Origin of the sequence: Hominenteromicrobium mulieris, from assembly GCF_046197855.1 — a bacterium.
Lineage (GTDB): Bacteria > Bacillota > Clostridia > Oscillospirales > Acutalibacteraceae > Hominenteromicrobium > Hominenteromicrobium mulieris.
In genome coordinates, this window is the sequence record NZ_CP173188.1 from 335,277 (window position 1) to 354,687 (window position 19,411).

Genomic DNA, 19,411 nt, shown 5'->3' on the forward strand with positions numbered 1-19,411 from the left:
AATAGGCGGTCATGGTTTAAGCTTCACCACAACCACCCCGCCGCGCTGTTCTGCGGTGCAAAAGCCGCTTTGCGCTAAGACCTCGTTTATCGGCACAAAGCCGTTTGAAATCGGCGTGCCGCACGGAATGCGGTGCGTTTTTCCGCCGAGCACAATGTGCAGCGTGTCTTCGAGCAGCTCGCACCCGCCGCCGAGCAGGGTGAGGAGCGGCAAAAGGCGCACGCAGCCGTTTTGCAGCACAGGTTCGTCAAACAGCATCGGGACGCCGCCGATCTCGGCCTTGAACGGGTTGTTCGCGAACAGCAAAACGGTCTTAGCTTGCAGGCGGTTTTCGAGGGTCTGCACATTTTGAAACAGCGCGGGGCTTTGCGCTACTTCGTCCCAGCGGTGCAGCCCGCGAAAGTGAAGATCATCTGGCGGCGTAAACGTGTTCGGCGTCGTTTTTCGGTGCAGGCCGAATGTGAAATCGACCTGGTGCCATGCGCCGTTCGGCGCCCATACCGCGTTCCACGCGTGTGGACCCCAATCCGTACCGGAGTAGCCTTCGCCGCAAACGTACCGCGCCAAAATGCCAAGGTGCGGCAAAATCACCATGGAAAGCGCGGCGATTGCCTGGCACACGCCCTGCCGCGTTTGCAAGAGCCCCACAGCGGCGTGGTCGCGCGTAGCACCGGTCTTTTTGTAGACGAAAAAGCGTTTCAGCCAGCTTTGATAAGCCGCAATCACCTGAAAAAAGTCGGTGCTTTCCGGCAGACCGCGCTTTATGCTCTCCGCAATATCCGCCGCAACGCACCGCAGGTCGTTCACCTCTTTGCCGGTGCTCATGTACCGCGCGTTAACCGTCACGGTCAGCGTTCGCTTTGCAAAGTCGTGCACGTAGCGCGTGTTTGTTTTCAGCATTTGCGCACACGGAAACGATGAAAGCGTCATGCAGCTTTTCACGGCTTTTTTGGCGCTTTCCATGGGCTCTGCGCCAAAAAGCGAAGCAGGGCAGCTCAGTGAAAAATCACGCAGAAGCGCGTTTTCCGCCATCATCATGGCGGAAAGAAAGCCGTCTGCGGATTTTGGAAAGAATTTCATGCGTCTCCCTCCGTTTTCAGCATGTCAAGGCGGTCTAAAAGGTCAAGCTTTGCGGTAATGTGCTTTTTGAGCGCGCGGGGCGATAAAATCTCTCCTGTCAGCCAAACGCCTTTCAGCGTCTCTTCGCGGCTTTCGAGCGCCCAGCGGATGAACTCCGCCGTGTCAATCCCCATAGGCTCAAAGTTCAGCGCGCCCGGGGAGAGAAACAGCATCTCGCCGCGCTTTGCAATCGCAGTATCGATGCGGGAGACGGCGAAAAGGCCGCCGTCTCCAAGGTCACCGAGGAAAAGCAAGTCAGAAAACGGCTTGTTGTCTTTTGTGTTGCGGGCGAAAAGCTGCCCCCCGCCGTAAAGATGCAGCAGGCCGCCCGCACAGGAGACCGTTTCGCAGTGGCGAACGAGAATGCCGAGCATGGAATCCGGCAGAATGCGAAACGCTTCTGCGGCGTTATGGCCCGCGCCGTATTCCGCCGCCGAAACGGTAAGAAATGCGCGGTTTTCTCTTAAAAGGTCTGTGAAAATCTTAGTGTTCGGGGTCATAGTTTTCTCCTTATATCACGCGCACGCGCACTTTTGTGCCGTCGGGCAGACCGCGCATCTGCCAGCCCATGTAAGAGCCTGCGCCGCGGTTATCCGTGCCCGCAACGTACATCACGTGCGCACCTGCGCCGCCCTCTTTAAAGCACGCGCAGGGGTATTCGTCGCGGTCCCAGATGCGGCTCGCCTTGATCGGCGCAAGGGAGGCCTTTCTGCGCTCTGCCGCGCCGCCGCGGTCCAGCGTCAGTATATCCGGAAAGCCGATGTCCTGCGCCACGCGGATGTGCTCGGCGGTCTCGGGGTACAGCGCACTGTCCACAATACAGACGAAAACGGGCGCGTCACCGTGGTTTGAAACCGTTATGCTGCCGGGGTCGGGCGAAAGTGCAATGCGGTTCAGCTTTTTCAGATAAACGCCGCAGCGGTGCAGAGCATCGCTTACGTGCGTTTCGGATTGACGGCTTTCCTGTGCCCATGCGGCGGAAAGCGCACCGCCGGCTAAAATGCAGCACTCGTTCAGGGCCTCCAAGGCGTCCAGTCTGGCGCGCAGGCGGGCGGCCTCCGGGTTTTCTGCCGTATTGCCGGTTTCTTCGTCCGTATAGGAAGTAGCTTCTGCGTCTGCAAGCGCACGGCGGCACTGCTCGGTTTCCAGCGCCACGCGTGCCAGCACGGAGCTCAGCGCGAACGAAACGCGGGCGGTCACATCGGCGCGGTCGCGGTCAAAGGCCGCAAGCGTATTCATGGCGCTGTCCACCGCGCAGAGCAATACGTTTACGTCGCTCATATCACAAAGCGCGCAGCTTTGCGGCCAGCACGGAAATATACTGCACCGCGTCGTTCAGCGCAAGCAGCTGTGCGCGGGCTTCACCGGCGTACAGCTCTACGCGCTCGTGCAAGAGGTCGTACTGCGGGTCATGCCAGTTTGTTTCCTGTGCCGCGCAGCTCACCGTAAGCGCATTATAAAGCGATTCCAGTTCCGCGCTGCGCGCCGCAAGCTCCATGCCGAATTTTTCAAGGGAATCCATGTCGTGTACCACAACGCTTCCGTTTGCCATAACGATGCCTTCTTTCAAGAATATATGTCGGTGTCTATGTGTGCAAGTTCGTGCTCTGTGCCGAAGATGAACGCGTAAATGTCCTGCTCGGTCTCCTGCATACGGCGGCAGAGCTGCCAAAGCGGCAAAAGACAGTCTTTTTCGATTTCCGCGTATTTGCGGTCGTCCCAGTCGTCCTTTATGCGCTCAAGCTGCCGCAAGTAAGCCGTGAGCGCGTCCGTGTCCGTCATGCTTCACCCGCCGGGCGAATGGAGCGGCTGATGTACAGCGGGTACGGGAAGATCTTCGCGTTTTCACCGCCGATTTCCGGGCGGTTTGTGTTGCAGATGAGTGTGTACGGCGTGTAGTCGTTCAAAACGCGCGGGGTATAGGCTTCGCTTTCAAGGTTCAAAAGGTCAAGCGCAAATTTCACGCCCACCAGTGTCACAAAGCCGATGTCCGTAGAGGTGCCTGGCTCAAAATGGAGGCGTTCACGGGCCTCTGCTTCGCCAAAATAATCGCCGTGCGTGTCGCGCGCCGGGGCGTCCTTTAAAAGCGCGGAGAAGGTCTCGCCGTAGGTTTTCATGCCGCGGTTTGGGATGTGGTAGAACACCTCGCCCGCGTGGGCGCGTGCCCAGCAGCCTACGGCAATAAACGGTACGCCGAGTGTATTGGAGAGCGCATTTGCAAGCGCATTCGCGCTTCTGTCATCCGCCGTCGCAAAGACAATGCCGTTCTTGCCGAGATTTTCAAAGAGAGAAAGCGGCACGTTTTCCAGCTTGCCGCGGAAAGCCGTCACTTCGGCTGCGGGGTCAATGTTCAGAATATCCTCGCGCAGAAGGTCAGCCTTAAAGCGGCCGAGGTCGCGCATACCGTGCGTGTGGCGGCAGATGTTGTGCGGCTTTAAAATGTCGTCGTCGATGAGCAGAAATCTGCCCACACCGGCGCGGGCCAGTTCCAAAGCGGCGCGTGCACCCACAGAGCCGCAGCCGATGATGACGGCGAACTTTTTCAGCATCTCGGCAGATTCAAACAGACCCGTGTTACGACTGAAAAGGTCGTGGATGAGCGTAAAGCTGTCCACCGTCAGCGTGCTTTTCGCTTCGTCGCAACGGTTGAAAAGCCAGCCGCCGTCCGTATAGGTGCCAAAATAATCGTAGCCCGTCAGCACCACGTTTTCACGCAAAAGTGCCGTGTATGCAGTACCCGATACGATCAAACCGCGGGTGGTGTGGTCGGGATTTTTGAACGTATCGGCATAGGTCTCATCGGTAGCCAGAAGGTAGTAGTAGCCGGTGTCTGCGCTGCCCGCGCCGGTCACTTCACCTACATAATCATTGCCGGGCAAAGCCGTGTCGGAAAGCCCCAGCACGCCCACGTGCTCCTTTGCCGTATCCGTCTGCTCCTCGCGCAGGCTCTCGCCGAGCTGCACGGTGCCGTACGTGCGCGGGTCAAACGCGTTTAGCAAACGAAACGCCTCGTCAAAGTCGCCGGACTGTAAGTCAACGTCCTCTTTTTCCGCGTTTTTCGGCAGACGCTCGGAAAGTGCGTTTAAAAGTGACACAGTTCTGTCGTGTTCGGATAGATCAGCCGGAATTTGTCTGATAAGCTCACGGCGTGTGATGATGATTTTTTCCACAGTTAAGCCTCCTCGGGGTCAAAAATTTCAGCTTGCAGGCGGTCTTTGTTCTTTAAAAGCGCTTCGGATGTTGTCAGCTCCAAAAAGCCGGTACCCGCAAAGTATTTGTCGCCGACCATGACCGGCACGGTGCGATATTCGCCGTTTTTACTGAGGTAATAGCATGTCAGGCGCGCAGTGGGGTCGAGATTGACGAGCATCGAAACCGCACCGTTTCCGATGACCTCGGCAAAGCTGTGATTTGTGCGGTCGTCGTCGCTTGAAAACGTGTCGAGCGAGCCGGGGTGGCGGTGCCAAAGCCCCAAAAGACACAGCCCGTGCTGATATAAGCGCGAAAGCACCGGGTAAATGTGGTTGTGGTAGTTATTGTCCATCTCGTGGTGGGCGCGCGTGTGCAGCGTGTAAACGCCGGGGTCACTCGCTTCCGCCACATACCACACGGCATTTTTCACGTTGCCGAAGAAAATGCCGCCCGTCTCCAACGGGTCGCGGGAATACACCTCGCTCAGAACAGAGAGATACGCGCGGTTTGAAAGCACTACGCCGCGGCAGTCGGCAGCTTTGTCGGATTCAAACGGGTGGTCGGCGCGCTTTAACGCCTTGCGCTGCGCCTTCAAAAGCTTTTTGCGTTTCTTGTTTTTCTTGCCGGAAAGCACCGGCGGGGTCGAAAAGAGTTTCATAAAAAAACCTCCGTTAAATCTTCCCATGCGCCTGAAAATCCTTCCATGCTTCCGGCTTGCGGATGGCAAGCTCAAACACCATCAGCCAGCGGTAGGCAAAGCGGAAGGAGGTCACGGCGCTTGTGGTGCAGGTGTCCTCCGCATGTACATCCGCCACGTCGCTGGAGCAAATATAGCGCTCGCCGCGGTTGTCCGTCAGCGTGTGCGGGATGAGTTTTTTGCCGTCCGCATCCAGCGGAATGTGCGGCAGCATGTTGACGATTTTCTGCAATTCGCCGAGCGTCGGCGAAACAAGATACGGCTTCACGGAGGAAGAATAGCGCACCTTCGGGTGGTCGGGGTCGTAGACAAGCTTCATTGTGTATGTCATGGTGTTAAAGCCGCGGCCGAGGTTCGGGCGGGTCTTCACAAGCCAGTACATGCGGCCGTCTGACATAAAATGCGGCTGCATGTTCGGGTCGTTGAATTTCTTGCGCATGGCGGCGACCTCTGCGTTATAAAGCGCCTTGTTCGTCTTGTACCACTGCTGCACGGGCGCGGAAACGATCGTCTTCGGAATAATGGATTTCTTTCCGTCGGTCTTCTCCGGCGTTTCTGCCTTTTCCTCGGGCTGTTCTTCCGGAAGCGGCTCAGGCTCCTTGTGCAGCTGCTCGATAAGGTCACCCACGGTGTCCTTTTCGGGCGCAGAGACCACCGTCTTCGGGATAATAGATTTCTTGCCGCTGTCCTTCATTTCCGGCTTCGGTTCTGCCGTGCCGGGGATCTCGCTCTCGCGGCGGATCTGGTTCACAAGGTCGCCTACGGTGTCTTCGGGTGCGGAAAAATACACGTGCGGGATAAAAGTTTTCATAAAAAAAGCTCCTTCAAAGTTCGTTTAGGCTTGCCGTTTTCGGCTTCCACCTGATCTACGAACCGTGAGGAGCGTTTTTTATAGTCAAAATTAAATTTTCAAGTTTTTTAAAGCGCCTTCAAATATGCCGCCATGTCAAAGTCCTCCAATTTCGAGTCCTTTCGCAGATACAGCGGGTGGTGCGGGTGTCCCTTTTTAGAGGGCTTGCCTGCCTGATACCACTTTGCATGGAATGCGTCGCCGATGGCCGTCATGTCCGCAAGGCAGGTTTTGAGATAATCGCGCTTTTCCACAATCGTGCCCCATGCCGCCCAAATGCCGGGCTCTTCGCCGCTGCGCGAAAGTACCCAGCGGAACGCGTTCATGTTTTCCTCGTGCAGCGCACGGTTAAACGCCTTATCCATGTGGTCGGGGTTCGTCGCACGCTGCGCGTAGACATTGAACATGATAAACGAGTCAAACCCGTTAAAAAGCGCAATGCGCTCTACGGATTTCAGTGTGTTGTCGAGGTTATCCGGCTCCGCCGTCGAGGGGTTGATGCCGATGGTAATGAGCGGCTTTTTGCCGGCGGTACCCAGTATGTAACGGTATTCGGAGTAAAAATCCGGGATATAAAGCCATTTTTCGCGGTCGTAAACGGCGCTTTCTTCGCGGTGCTTCTGCGCTTCTTCAAATGTCAGAATTTCGGTGTGCTGCGTGTCGCTTTTCGGAATGTGCATGTCGGTCTCCTTTTGTCCCAAATTGTCGTCTTTTAAAAGATTATACCGCGTTTTATACCGCCTGCAAAGCTGTTTTTTCGCTTTTCTTTTCGCGGTATAAAAGATAAAGCCCGCAAAGCAGAGAAAGCACCTCCGCCGTCGGCACGGCAAGCCACAAGCCCGTCAGCCCGAATATATTTGCAAGCACCACCGCACACGGCACAACTAAGATCACGCCGCGCAAAAGAGATAAAACAGCCGCGTCCCGGCTGCGCTCCGCCGCCGCAAACCGCGCGATAAGCAGCAGATTCACGCCGCTCACAAGATAGTTTAAGAAGTACAACATCAGGCCCGGCACGGCAAGCGCCGTCAGCTCCGCGCTACCCTTGCTGAATACCGCCGTCACCTGCTGCGGAAAGAGCAAAGCGCCCACGGTAAACAGCGCGCCCAGTAAAACCGCCGTCACAACGCCGCGCCGCGTCTGCTTTGTAAGCGTTCTGCGGTCATGTTCCGCAAACGCAATGCTGATCAGCGGCTGCACGCCTTGCGCCGCGCCGGTCAACACCGCCGTTGCCACAAGCGCCACGTTTGCAATGATGCCGTAAGCCGCAACACCCGTGCTGCCCGCAAGTGATAATAGCAGATAGTTAAATATTAAAATAACGACCGTCGAAGAAAACTCTCCGATGAACGCGGAAAAACCCGCCGCAGAAATTTTCGGAATTTCCTCAAAAATGCGGTGCTTCCCGATGTGATACCCGCGCTTTCGCGTCAGGCAGATCGCTACGCCGAAAATCGGTGACATGCCGGTCGCAAGCACCGCACCCAGCATACCGGCGTTCAAGACGCACACCATGTACCAATCCATCATAATATTCGCAAAAGAGCCCGTCAGCATCGCCGCCATCGCGCGCCCGGGCGCATCGTCGTTGCGCGTGAACGTCGTTAAGATGTTATTCAAAATAAAAAACGGCGAAAACAGGCAGCAAACCTTCAAATAGACGGTTGTCGGCTGTAAAACCGTGCCGGAAGCGCCAAGCAATCTTGCCAGATGCTCCGCCCCGAACACGCCGCACAGCACATAAATGAACGACAAAACAGCGCCCATCAGTAAGCTTGCCGTAAATACGCTGTCTGCGTTTTCGTCGCCGCGCGTGTGCCGCAGCGTGTACCGCACACCGCCGCCAATGCCGATGAGCAGCCCCGTGCCGTTGATGATACCGTAGATCGGCAGCGCGAGGTTTAAAGACGCCAACCCGTCCGCACCGATGTAATTTGCAATGAAAAATGTGTCCGCCAAAATGTAGACGGAAAGCCCCAGCATGCCCAAAACGCTCTGGGAAACAAAACGAAGATATTTGCGCATAGTCCCTCCAAAACAAAACGTGCCCGCAGAAAACCTGCTGAGCACTTTAAAAGCGCAGACCTATCGGTTTTCTGTGGGCACGTTCTTCCGCCTACCCGGTGGCAGACGGCGTGTTCCTGTTGATTTCTAAGGTACTATACCACATTTTCGTTTGCATTGCAAGTTTTTCATTTTGTTTTCCACACAGGTGTGCTATACTGTGGATAAAAGGGGGCTTTAATTTGAAAACCGACCGCCTCATCGGCATCATTACGACCATTCAGCAAAAAGGCACTGTTACCGCGCCGTATCTCGCGGAAAAATTCGGCGTGTCGCGCCGCACTATCAACCGTGATATCGAAGACATCTGCAAAGCCGGCATCCCGCTCCTTACCAAACAGGGCGCGGGCGGCGGTATTTCCATCATGGAAGGCTTTTCGCTCGATGCCGCCGTGCTCACGCGGCAGGAGCTTTCCGCCGTCCTCACAGGGCTGCGCTCGCTCGACAGCGTTTCCAAAGCCCCTGCATCCGACCTGCTCGCCGCAAAGCTCGGCGCAGATACCGATATACCGCGGGACATGGAGATCGATCTCGCGTCGTTCTACAAAAACGACTTGGCGGAGAAGATCGAGACGATCCGCCGCGCCGTAAAAGAGACGCGCCGCATCGTGTTTCACTATTATTACGCCAAAGGGGAGGCGGATAAGCTTGTCGAGCCCTATCGCGTCGTGTTCCGCTGGGGGGACTGGTACGTTTTCGGCTTTTGCCCCGCACGCGAGGATTTCCGCCTCTATAAGCTCCGCCGCCTGTGGAATTTAAACGTGACCGATGAATTTTTCACCCCGCGTGAAGTCCCGCCTGAAAAAGAGCCGAACCGCAGCCGCACCGAAAGCATGACGGATGATTACATTGTCACGGCCGTTTACGAGCCCGCCGTAAAATACCGCCTTGTGGAAGAATACGGCCCCGCGTCGTTCATCACGCGGGAAGACGGCAAGCTCTACACCGAATGGGGATTTTCTACCCCGGAGGACGCCCTGCGTTGGCTTTTGAGCTTCGGCGTCGACGTGCAGGTGACAGCCCCGCCCGAAATGGTAAAGAAAATGCGTTCTGCGATCAAAAAAATGAAAAAGCGCTATAAAACATGACACCCCGCTGTCATATTCTGTGTGTTACGATCTGAATATCATAATTTAGGAGGAACACACATGATCGATTCAAGATGCGGACTGCATTGCACGACCTGTACGTATAAAGAGCCCTGCGGGTGCGGCGGCTGTATAGAGACAAACGGACACCCGTTCCACGGAGCTTGCCCTGTGGCGCAGTGCTGTCAGGAAAAAGGCTTTTACCACTGCGGAGAATGTCCGGAACTGCCCTGTGAGTTGTTATGGAGCTATACATGCGATCCCGAGCAGGGCGATACGCCGCACGGCGCACGCGTGGAACAGTGCCGAATATGGCGCGCGGAAACGAAAGGAAAACCGTAATGTACGATGAAAAAATACGCGCCCTGCGCATGGAGCGCCAGCATCTCCTCACCCCGGCGAATGAAACCGAATACGACGCGTTGTACCGTGATCTCCAGCCCGGGCAGAATGTCTACTGGAACGGCTTTGGGCAACCGCCCACGCTTTCGTTCCGCGCGGATTTCGACGACCTCGCCTATAATAAAAGCCGTCAGTTCCGCCGTGAACTCATCAAAGGGCGCTTTGCGGGCGGCAACCTCGGCTGGATCTTGCCCGAAGACCTCGAGCTTTTCGCAGCGCTGTACCGCAAGCCGCTCAAAAACGCGACGATGACGCAGCAAATGCTGTTAGAGCGCATCGAAATGTCCGGCCCGTACACCATCGGGCAGCTGAAAGAGGAAAGCGGCCTGCTCGTCAAGGAGATCACGCCCGCCCTGCACCGCTTGCAGGAGGCATTTCTCATCTACGAAGACCAGTACGACGGCGAGTGGGATCGCGGCTGGTATCGCTTCGGCGAATTTTTTTCCGATTTTAGCCTCGACCGCTATACCAAAACGGAAGCCCTCAAAATCGTCCTCCGCTGTTTTGCGCACCGCTTTGTGTGGTTCACGCCCGCCATGGCGAAATCGTTTTACAAATTGCCCGAAAAAGAGATCAAGCTCGCGATAGCCGGGCTCGTGTCCGAAGACGTTTTGGTCGAGTCCGACGGCGGCTATCTCCTAAAAGAAGACGCAGAAACGCTCAAAACCTACACCGCGCCCGAATTTCACAGCGTCTATGCGCTCCACCGCAATGACCCGCTCTATAAAGCGTTCGAGCCGGCGTTAAAATCGCTTGCAAAATCCCTCACAGAGGGTTTGCCGTATGACTGTGACCCACTGCAATATCTTCTCATCGACGGCGTGTTCCACGGCGCGGTCGTCGGCCACTTCCGCAACGGCCCGTACGATTTAAACGACGTGCGCATAGATGACGCAAGCCTTTTATCACGGAAAGAGGAGATCATCGCCGCCGTGCAAACCGTAAATTTCGGTGCGCTGCCGCAAAGATTTATGGGGAAGAAGCCGTAAAATCCGTCGACCTTATTCGTAGTCAAGCCGAGGTGATTTTATGCAAAGCTTTACGCTCCGTCCCGCCGATTGGGAAGACCTGCCCGCTTTCAAACACATCGCGCGCACAACGCTGACCGAAGATATTTCGGCGCTTTTTGACCCGAATAAACTGCTCGAAGATAAAAAGATCGGGTTCGAGTACATCATGGCCGCAGAGCAAAACGGCGAAGTCGTCGGCTTTTGCTGCCGTTACGCCTGCCGTGATGCCGACACCCCCTACTGCGCGGAAATTTTCTCGCTGTGTGTCCTTCCGAAAGCGCAGCACAGCGGTATTGGTCGCGCTTTTGTAGAGGACGCTCTCGCCATCCTCTACATCAGCGGCTTTAAGATCTGCAAGGTCTGGCTGCCCGCCGGAAACCGCCGCGCCCGCGAATTCTTTGAAGCCGCCGGCTTTACGCGCGACGGCACATCTCGCGTCGTGCAGTGCGGCGAAGCCCCGCATCTTTTTTACCGTTACGAGCACCCCCTCACGCGCCCGGACAAAAAATATTACCGATAGTAAAAAGCGCAGCCGTGTATTTAACATACCGGCTGCGCTTTTGCGTGGATTTCATCTTCCCGCAGACTTTCTACAAACTCGCCGAAAGCCGCCCCGCAAAAACGGACAAAATGCCACTATACAATATACCGCTTTGGGTGTATACTACCCATGTATGCCCATGGCGATACAAAGGGGAAACGTGTCGTCCCGGGAGGAGTATTACGTGTTTAGGAAGTTTTCGGTTCGGGATATACCGAAAGCGGTTCGAGAAAGGAAAAAGAAATGAGGATCATTATTGCCGGTGACGGAAAAGTGGGTCTTGCGCTTACGCGTCTGCTCTCACAGGAGGGTCACGACCTTGTGACCATCGATTCCAATCGGGCGGTTTTGGAACGGGATATGCAGCAGTTCGACGTCATGACCGTGGTGGGCAACTGCGCCACCATGGCCACGCTGAACGAAGCGAAGGTACAGCAGGCAGAAGTGCTCATCGCCGCCACAAGCGCCGATGAAATCAACCTGCTGTGCTGTCTTACAGCAAGAAAAATGAACCCCACGCTGCACACCATCGCGCGTGTGCGCAGCCCTGAATACAGAGAACAGCTCTACATGATGCGCGGCGAGTTCGGCCTTTCGCTCATCATCAACCCGGAGCGCGAGGCGGCAAAGGAGATTTTCCGTCTTCTGCAATTACCGGGCTTCTTAAAGCGCGAAACATTCGCAAAAGGCCGTGTAGAGATTGTCGAGCTGCGCGTTTTGGAGCGCAGCCCGCTCGAAAACGTCATTTTAAATCACCTGCCGCACGTGCTGGGCTGCAAGGTGCTCGTCTGCGCCGTCATCCGTGACGGCCACGCACTCATTCCGTCCGGCGATACCATGCTGCGCCGTGGCGACCACATCTACGTCACCGCGCCGGTCACGGTGCTTTCCTACCTCATGAAGCGCCTCGGCATCACGCAGAAAAAGATCCGCCACGCCATGCTCATCGGCGGCGGCCGCGTCAGCTATTACCTCGCGCAAATGCTCATCGGCGCGGACGTCCATGTCAAGATCATCGAAAACAACCCCCAGCGCAGTGAACAGCTCGCACAGATGCTGCCGGAGGCGGCGATCATCTGCGCAGACGGCGCCAACCAGGAAATTCTGGAGGCGGAGGGTCTCAACGAAACGGACGCTCTTGTCACACTCACCGGCATTGATGAGCAGAACATCATCACCTCCATGGTCGGCAACGCAAAGGGCGTGCCGCACATTGTCACAAAGGTCAACCGCATCATGACGACCGGCATGGTGGAAACGCTCCCCATCGGCAGCGTCGTCAGCCCGAAGGAGCTGTGCAGCGCGAATATCGTGCAGTATGTGCGCGCCATGCAGCACCAAACGGGTGCCGCCGTCACGCTGCACCGCATTGCAGACGGCCGTGCCGAAGCGCTGGAGTTCATCGTCAATAAGCAGTCAAAGTATATCGGTGAGCCGTTGAAAAACCTGCGCCTGCGCTTAAAGAAAAATATTCTGATCTCCTGCATCACACACCACGGCAACACGGTCATTCCGGACGGCGAATCGTACTATCAGCTCGGCGATACCGTCATCGTCGTTACCACGCGTGAGCAGCCGGTTTTGCAGTTCAACGACATTTTTGTGTAAAGGAGCGGCTGCACAATGAATGTTAAAAGTATCAGCCGCACCGTCGGCTTGATTTTGCTCATCACGGGCATTTTTCAGCTTTTCCCGCTGCTCATCGCCGTCATCGATCACGAGCCGAGAAATATACTCGCCTACATCGAGTCGCTGTGTCTCATTCTGCTCGTCGGCAGCGCGCTTTTGCTGTTCAGCCGCGGCGGCAACCGCATGTTCTCCGCACAGGAGGGCTTTGCCGCAACGGGTCTTTCGTGGATTTTCATGTCCGCGTTCGGCGCACTGCCGTTCTTTTTAAGCGGCCAGATCCCGAGCTACGTCGATGCGTTTTTTGAGATGGTCTCCGGCTTTACAACGACCGGCGCGTCTATCCTGACAGACGTCGAAGCGCTCTCGCGCTGCAACCTTTTCTGGCGCAGCTTCAGCCATTGGCTCGGCGGCATGGGTGTGCTCGTGTTCCTCCTCGCGGTCGTGCCCGGCGCGCGCAAAAACGGCGGCACCGGCATCTATCTCATGCGTGCGGAAAGCCCCGGCCCGAGCGTCGATAAATTAACGCCGCACCTGCGCCAAACCGCTATGATTTTATACGGCATCTACATTTTGCTTACCGCGCTGTGCATTGTGTGTCTTTTGCTCGGCGGCATGCCTGTGTTCGACAGCTTCTGCATTGCGTTCGGCACGGCCGGCACCGGCGGCTTTGCCATTAAAAACAGCAGCATGGGCGGATACAGCTACTTCCTGCAAACCGTCGTCACCGTGTTCATGTTCCTCTTCGGCGTGAACTTCAGCCTTTATTACATGCTCTTGCTCCGCAAGTTCAAAGCGGTGTTCAAAAACGAGGAGCTTCGCCTGTATTTCGGCATCGCCGCAGGCTCCATCGTTCTCATCGCCATCAACATCAGCCGCATGTACAATACGGTCTACGAGTCCGTGCACCACGCGGCGTTTCAGGTCGTCAGCATCATGACCACAACGGGCTACGGCACGGTCGATTTCGAGCAGTGGCCGGCGTTTTCCAAAGCAATCCTGCTTTCGCTCATGTTCATCGGTGCCAGCGCAGGCAGCACGGGCGGCGGTCTCAAGGTATCCCGCGTTTTGCTCCTGATGAAGAGCATTCGCCGCACCATCCGCAAGGCGCTCCACCCGCGCCGCGTGCAGCCCGTTTATATGGACGGCCGCGCCGTCAGCGAAGAGGTCTGCGACAACGTCAACGCCTATCTTGCCATTTACTGCGTCATCCTCGTGCTTAGCTTCGCCATCATCTCGGTGGACGGCTTTTCCATCGGTACCAATTTCTCCGCCGTTGCGTCCTGCTTCAACAATATCGGCCCCGGCTTTGAGCTTGTCGGCGCCACACAAAATTTCAGCATTTACAGCGATCTTTCGAAGATCGTCCTCTCGCTCGATATGCTCCTCGGCAGACTCGAGATTTTCCCTCTCCTGCTCCTCCTCAGCCCCGACACCTGGAGCCGCAGAAGATAAATTTTGCAATAAATTTGCACGGATAAATTGCATCAAACGCTAAAATGCGTTATAATCAAATCAGCTTATAGAGATCTGCATTTAAAACAGATCGAACTCAGGGTTTTTAAGGATAGGTGAAAACAAATGCAATACAGAAAACGTATGATCCGAAAGGGTACGGCGCTGTTGCTTTCCGCGTTGCTGCTCGCTTCGGCAATGCCGTTTGCGGTCTCTGCGGAGGAGGTCTCCGCCAAAACGACGGAATATGTCAATTTCCGCACAGGTCCGGGCACAAATTACAGCTCTAAGGGTGTCATTCCGTCCGGCACAGGCATCACCGTTACCGATACGAGCAATTCCGAGTGGTATGCCGTGCGCCTCTCTGACGGCTCCACCGGCTACATTTACGCCGAGTACATTTCCGTTTCCGGCAGCAATACTACCGAAGACGGGGAGGTAAATGCTAAAACCACTGCGGATGTGAACTTCCGCTCCGGCCCCGGCACAAATTATAATTCCAAAGCCGTTATCGGCTCCGGCACCGGCATCATCGTCACGGATACCGGCAATTCCCAGTGGTATGCTGTACGCCTTACGAACGGCTCCACCGGCTATATCTATGCGGAGTATATCCGCATCACGGGCAATGTCGGCACGCCGTCCGCACCGGCAGAACCCACACCTGCACCTTCAAACCCCGAAGCGGAGCAGAGTGCGAAAACGACGGAGTACGTCAATTTCCGCACCGGCCCCGGTACAAATTACAGCTCTAAGGGTGTCATTTCCCTCGGCACCACCGTCACCGTGACGGATACGAGCAATTCCCAGTGGTACGCCGTTCGCCTGTCTAACGGCTCCACGGGCTACATTTTTGCGCAGTATTTGAAGCTCACGGGCAATACGTCCGCGCCTACGGCTACGCCCGCACCGTCTGACCCGGCAAATGAAAAGACCGCCAAGACAACGGAGTACGTCAACTTCCGCACGGGCCCGGGCACAAATTACAGCTCCAAGGGTGTCATTTCCCTCGGCACCACCGTCACCGTAACGGATACAAGCAACTCCCAGTGGTACGCCGTCCGCCTTGCTAACGGTTCCACGGGCTACATTTTCGCGCAGTACATCAAAATCACGAGCACACCGTCCGCAACGGCAACGCCTGCGCCCACACCGACCCCCACGCCGTCCGATCCGTCTAAAGAACAGACCGCCAAGACAACGGAGTATGTCAACTTCCGCACGGGCCCGGGCACAAATTACAGCTCTAAGGGCGTCATTCCGTCCGGCACTGCGATTACCGTAACGGATACAAGCAACTCCCAGTGGTACGCCGTCCGCCTTGCTAACGGCTCCACCGGCTACATTTACGCACAGTACATCAAGATCACTTCCGCTACCGCAACGCCCGCGCCCACCGAGACCCCGGCAGACGGCACCGTCCGCGCCAAGACCACGGCAGACGTCAACCTGCGCAAGGGTGCAGGCACAAATTACGGCGTTATCCGCGTTGTCGGCAATAACACCGCTGTCACGGTCACGGAAGCCACAAACACCTGGTATAAAGTAAAACTTTCCGATGGCACAGAGGGTTACCTCTATGCCCAATATGTCACCGTCACCTCCGGCGACATCAACAGCGTCAAGAAAGAGGAGGCCACCGATCCCTCCACGCTCACCGAAGCCGAACAGAAAGCAAAAGCCGTCCTCGATACGATCGGCTGGGATCTGCGCGCGGCCTACAACTGGTCCGCACACGCACTTCCGTATTACACACTTGGCCCGGAGGTCACCGGCAACAGCGTCCATTCCGAGTGGTACGCAAACTTCGGCTTTGACAATCACAAGGGCAACTGCTACGTCATGGCAGCTACATTCCAGAAAATGGCAAAGCTGCTCGGCTATGATGCACACCTTGTTGAGGGCTACATCCGCACGTATAACGGCCGCGGCCGCCACGGGTGGGTCGAGATTGACATGAACGGCACCACCTACGTGTTCGACCCGAATTTCGAGTACGGCGGTTACGGCAACGGCTACCAGATCAACTACGGTATGTCCGGTACGTTCAAGTATATCGACTACGCCCGTGTAGATTAACGGCAAACCCTAAATCGGAAAGGAAATTTACCCCATGTACAATAAAATGAAAACGGGCGCGTTGGCGTTTGTCTGCGCGGCGCTCGTGCTTTGCGCCGGCTGCTCCGCTGCGGAGAATTCGTCTTCCGCAGAAGCCACACCGTCTCCCACCGCAGCCCCCACGGCCACGGCAGAGCCCACCGCCACACCTGTTCCGGAGCTGAAAGTCGTCGGCGAAAAGTCCGACAGCAAAGATACCTTCTGCGTCACGCTTGAAAACGGCACAAAGCAGGAGATCACCGCCGTGTCCGTTAAGACCGGCAGCGAGGAAAAGTTCCCGGAGAGCATGATGAAAAAGGGCGAGACCCTCGCAAAGGACGAAAAGTTCGAGCTTTACTACACGCCCAAAACGGAAGAGGAATCCTCCGGCTCCGGCGACGAATATTTTGTCTCCCCGCGCTATGATGTGCAGCTCACCCTGAAGGACGGCAAGACCTACGTTTTGCACGGCTTCCCGTTTGAAGATATCAAAGAAGGCACTGTCCTTTTAGAGGATGACATTGCCTACATCACATACACCTCCGTTTCCACGAAGGAAAAGATCGATACCAAAGAAGCGGAACGCGCCACAAAGGAAGCGGAAAACGGCGAAGTTTCCGTACAGACCGAAGAAAAGCCCGCATCTGCGGCAGAGGTCGTTACGGAAGAGCCCACCTACGAAGAACCGTCGTATGAAGAGCCCTCTTATGAGGAGCCCTCTTATGAGGAGCCTTCCTACGAGGAACCGAGCTATGAAGAACCCGCTGCCCCGGAAAACCCGGATAACGGCGGGCAGGAAGGCTGCGTGAACGGCGCGCTGTTCAACTGATGAGCCGCCACATGAGAGCGGAAGCAGGGACTTCCGCAAACACCTTTCGCGTCTATTCGTTCTCTTATCTGCGCGCTGCGGCGTGCCTTGCCATCGTGCTTCTGCACACGGTGTTCTGTGCCGTGTCCCTTTTCCCGGAGGAAGCATCTGCCACGCAAGCCCTCCTCTCCAACATCGTCGTCAACAACATGATGTGGGCGGTGCCGTGCTTTTTAATGGTTTCGGGTGCGCTGCTTTTAAACCCGGAGCACCCCGTCACGGTGAAAAAATGCCTCACAAAGTACATTCCGCGCATGCTCATCGCGCTCGTCGTGTTTTGTCTTCTGTTCCGCGCACTGGAGATCCTCGTCAATCACGAGCCCGTCAATGCCGAAACGCTGCTTTCGGGCTTTTATGAGATTTTCTCCGGCACCTCGTGGTCGCACGTCTGGTATCTCTACCTCATGATCGGCATCTATCTTCTTTTGCCGTTCTACCACAAGATCGCGTCGAACAGCACGGCGGGGGAGCTGCGCTATCTCATGATTGTCTACGTCATCTTCCTGTCGCTTGTGCCCGTTTTAAAAACGTTCGGCATCTCCGTCGGGTTTTATATCTGCGTTTCCGCCATTTACCCGTTCTACCTCTTCTGCGGCTACGCATTGCGGCAGGGCGTGTGGCGCGTGAATCGCGGGCTTGGCCTGCTGTTTCTCCTCATCGGCACAGCGGCGGTCGTCCTGTTCACCGTGCTGAAAGAAAACGGCACCGTAAAGGCCGCAGGCGTGTTCTACGGCTATTCTTCCATTTTTGTCATTCTCCAGTCCGTCGGCGTGTTCACGCTGTTTGGCTGCGCGGCAGACAAAACCGGCGCACCGCGAAAAGAAAAATCTCCCGGCGTTTTCGGCAAGTTCGTTTTGGAGATTGATAAATGTTCGTTCGGCATTTATCTCATCCACATGATCTTTGTGCGCGGTATTTTAAAGCACACGAAGCTCCACCCCTACGGCGCAGGCAGTCCGTTTGTTTTGATCGGCCTGACCCTCGGCATCTTCTTTGTCTCGTTCATCCTAACGTGGATTCTGAAGAAGATCCCCGGGGTTAAGAAAATCCTGTAAACGAATTTGGAGGCACACTTTCTTGTGAAATGTGCCTCCATTATCCTATCGGTTGAAGACGGCTATATTCATTTCCTCCAAAATGGAAATATCATGCCGCATACATACGCGGTATATCACAGTTTCACCCTAAAAAGGAAGAAACTGCAAAAGAATACGCGCTTTTTGCTTGACATTTTTGTGCTTTTTCCGCTACAATCAAAGAAAAAGGGGAGGCGCTGCCATGTTCATCAAGTCCCGTATTCTGACTGTTCTCGATTGCATACCCGTCGTCGCTTGCCTTTTGTGCATTCGGTATCTGGAAAAAACGTTTTACCCGGGGCATTTCAGCTCCGGAAAAGCGGCCGCCGTCACGCTTATTTTAGTGTTTTTAATGGCGTTTTTATACTACCTCGCGGCCTTTACGGAGGAGCTCGGTCGCCTGCTTTGCGGGCTTTTAACGGGCTACAAGTTTTCGTCCTTCTCCTTCGGTCGGTTCACACTCGCAAAGCAAAGGGGAAAGCTGCGCCTGTGCCGCACATCATCCAAAAAGCTCAACTGCATCATGGTGCCGCCGCCCATGGAAAACGGACGTTTCCCGTATAAGCTTTACTACCTCGGCGGCAGCATTTTCAACCTGCTCCTCGCCGCCTGTGCCGCGTTTTTGGCCGTGCGGTTTCGCGTAGTGCCCCTCGCGCTTTGCGCAGCCGCAGAAGCCGCGTTTCTCTTCTTCTGGTCGGCGCTTATAAATTTCATCCCGCTGCGCACGGAAAACTACATCAACCACGCGTGCAGCGCCGTCATGGCCGGCAAAACGAAAGAAAGTCTTTCACGTTGCCACGCAAAGTTAAACCGCCTTGCTGCCGAGCTCTCCGGCGTGCGTATGCGCGATATGCCGAAAGACTGGCTTCACATGCCGCGCGATTATGAGCTCCGCATGGCAGACGGCGCAGAGGAAGCGTTTCAGCTTCACTGCAAACGCATGGATGAGCACCGTTTCACGGAGGCTTTAGAGATTGCCGACCGCATTTTCGCGCAGAACACAGAAGGCCCCTTCCCATTGCAGGGCGATCTGCTCAATAACTGCGTTTACCTCTGCCTCATGGAAGACAAGTCCGCCGCAGGCTATAAAACGCCCGCGTGGGAGCTTTTTCGCTCGCACAATGGGGGAAACCTCGCTGCCCTGCGTACGGAGTATGCCATGGCGCTTCTGTATGGGAACGACGCCGAAGCCGCGCGAAAAATCCGCCTGCAATTCGAGCGCGTCGCGCTGCGTTATCCCGCCCCCGCCGATGTCGAAACCGAGCGCGAGCTCATGGAGCTTGCTGCCGAAAAACACCGAAAGGAACCTTGACATGTCCACACTCC

At 55.8% G+C, this 19,411-nt stretch carries 20 protein-coding genes; 10 read left to right on the forward strand and 10 right to left on the reverse strand.

Annotation, left to right across the window (positions count from 1 at the left end; all coding sequences use genetic code 11):
* Positions 1-9: 9 nt before the first annotated feature.
* From ACI0CA_RS01655 to ACI0CA_RS01700, 10 genes are all read right to left on the reverse strand, one after another.
* Positions 10-1,080, reverse strand: coding sequence for a transglutaminase-like domain-containing protein (locus ACI0CA_RS01655; protein ID WP_343285181.1), 1,071 nt, complete (start codon positions 1,078-1,080; stop codon positions 10-12).
* Complete coding sequence (locus ACI0CA_RS01660) at positions 1,077-1,619, reverse strand: DUF2625 family protein (protein ID WP_343285180.1); 543 nt, start codon at positions 1,617-1,619, stop codon at positions 1,077-1,079. The genes ACI0CA_RS01655 and ACI0CA_RS01660 overlap by 4 nt, the downstream gene beginning before the upstream one ends.
* Positions 1,620-1,629: 10 nt before the next feature.
* The gene (locus ACI0CA_RS01665) at positions 1,630-2,400 is read right to left on the reverse strand and encodes a NucA/NucB deoxyribonuclease domain-containing protein (protein WP_343285179.1); all 771 of its coding nucleotides are present in this window, start codon (positions 2,398-2,400) and stop codon (positions 1,630-1,632) included.
* A gap of 1 nt (position 2,401) precedes the next feature.
* The gene (locus tag ACI0CA_RS01670; protein ID WP_395507236.1) at positions 2,402-2,671 is read right to left on the reverse strand and encodes a hypothetical protein; all 270 of its coding nucleotides are present in this window, start codon (positions 2,669-2,671) and stop codon (positions 2,402-2,404) included.
* A gap of 14 nt (positions 2,672-2,685) precedes the next feature.
* Positions 2,686-2,901, reverse strand: a complete 216-nt coding sequence (locus ACI0CA_RS01675) for a hypothetical protein (protein ID WP_176819865.1) — start codon at positions 2,899-2,901, stop codon at positions 2,686-2,688.
* Positions 2,898-4,289, reverse strand: coding sequence for a ThiF family adenylyltransferase (locus tag ACI0CA_RS01680; protein WP_412264470.1), 1,392 nt, complete (start codon positions 4,287-4,289; stop codon positions 2,898-2,900). The genes ACI0CA_RS01675 and ACI0CA_RS01680 overlap by 4 nt, the downstream gene beginning before the upstream one ends.
* 2 nt (positions 4,290-4,291) lie before the next feature.
* The gene (locus ACI0CA_RS01685) at positions 4,292-4,969 is read right to left on the reverse strand and encodes a Mov34/MPN/PAD-1 family protein (RefSeq protein WP_308449217.1); all 678 of its coding nucleotides are present in this window, start codon (positions 4,967-4,969) and stop codon (positions 4,292-4,294) included.
* Between the two features lie 13 nt (positions 4,970-4,982).
* Entirely contained in the window at positions 4,983-5,819 is an 837-nt protein-coding gene (locus ACI0CA_RS01690) for a hypothetical protein (protein ID WP_446806601.1), read from the reverse strand.
* Between the two features lie 107 nt (positions 5,820-5,926).
* Positions 5,927-6,538 carry a DUF1643 domain-containing protein gene (locus ACI0CA_RS01695; RefSeq protein WP_308449219.1) on the reverse strand — a complete coding sequence of 204 codons (612 nt, stop codon included), beginning with the start codon at positions 6,536-6,538 and terminating at the stop codon, positions 5,927-5,929.
* 52 nt (positions 6,539-6,590) lie between these two features.
* A complete protein-coding gene (locus ACI0CA_RS01700) occupies positions 6,591-7,883 on the reverse strand; it encodes an MATE family efflux transporter (RefSeq protein WP_308449220.1) in 1,293 nt (430 codons plus the stop codon).
* A 221-nt stretch (positions 7,884-8,104) separates the two neighbouring features.
* On the opposite strand from ACI0CA_RS01700, the gene ACI0CA_RS01705 reads away from it, so the two are divergent.
* From ACI0CA_RS01705 to ACI0CA_RS01750, 10 genes are all read left to right on the forward strand, one after another.
* Complete coding sequence (locus tag ACI0CA_RS01705; RefSeq protein WP_308449221.1) at positions 8,105-9,010, forward strand: helix-turn-helix transcriptional regulator; 906 nt, start codon at positions 8,105-8,107, stop codon at positions 9,008-9,010.
* Positions 9,011-9,070: 60 nt separating this feature from the next.
* Positions 9,071-9,352: a DUF3795 domain-containing protein gene (locus tag ACI0CA_RS01710; protein WP_308449222.1), complete on the forward strand. Its 282-nt coding sequence runs from the start codon at positions 9,071-9,073 to the stop codon at positions 9,350-9,352.
* Positions 9,352-10,401, forward strand: a complete 1,050-nt coding sequence (locus ACI0CA_RS01715; RefSeq protein WP_446806600.1) for a hypothetical protein — start codon at positions 9,352-9,354, stop codon at positions 10,399-10,401. The genes ACI0CA_RS01710 and ACI0CA_RS01715 overlap by 1 nt, the downstream gene beginning before the upstream one ends.
* Before the next feature lie 40 nt (positions 10,402-10,441).
* The gene (locus ACI0CA_RS01720) at positions 10,442-10,942 is read left to right on the forward strand and encodes a GNAT family N-acetyltransferase (protein WP_417418110.1); all 501 of its coding nucleotides are present in this window, start codon (positions 10,442-10,444) and stop codon (positions 10,940-10,942) included.
* A 264-nt stretch (positions 10,943-11,206) separates the two neighbouring features.
* On the forward strand, positions 11,207-12,571 hold the full coding sequence (gene trkA, locus ACI0CA_RS01725) for a Trk system potassium transporter TrkA (RefSeq protein WP_176819856.1): 1,365 nt from the start codon (positions 11,207-11,209) through the stop codon (positions 12,569-12,571).
* A 15-nt stretch (positions 12,572-12,586) separates the two neighbouring features.
* Positions 12,587-14,044, forward strand: coding sequence for a TrkH family potassium uptake protein (locus ACI0CA_RS01730; protein ID WP_412947522.1), 1,458 nt, complete (start codon positions 12,587-12,589; stop codon positions 14,042-14,044).
* Positions 14,045-14,188: 144 nt separating this feature from the next.
* A complete protein-coding gene (locus ACI0CA_RS01735) occupies positions 14,189-16,123 on the forward strand; it encodes an SH3 domain-containing protein (protein ID WP_446807024.1) in 1,935 nt (644 codons plus the stop codon).
* A gap of 34 nt (positions 16,124-16,157) precedes the next feature.
* Entirely contained in the window at positions 16,158-16,970 is an 813-nt protein-coding gene (locus ACI0CA_RS01740; protein WP_395591119.1) for a hypothetical protein, read from the forward strand.
* Positions 16,971-16,981: 11 nt separating this feature from the next.
* Entirely contained in the window at positions 16,982-18,064 is a 1,083-nt protein-coding gene (locus ACI0CA_RS01745; protein ID WP_446806598.1) for an acyltransferase, read from the forward strand.
* A 223-nt stretch (positions 18,065-18,287) separates the two neighbouring features.
* On the forward strand, positions 18,288-19,397 hold the full coding sequence (locus ACI0CA_RS01750; protein ID WP_308449229.1) for a hypothetical protein: 1,110 nt from the start codon (positions 18,288-18,290) through the stop codon (positions 19,395-19,397).
* Positions 19,398-19,411: the final 14 nt, after the last annotated feature.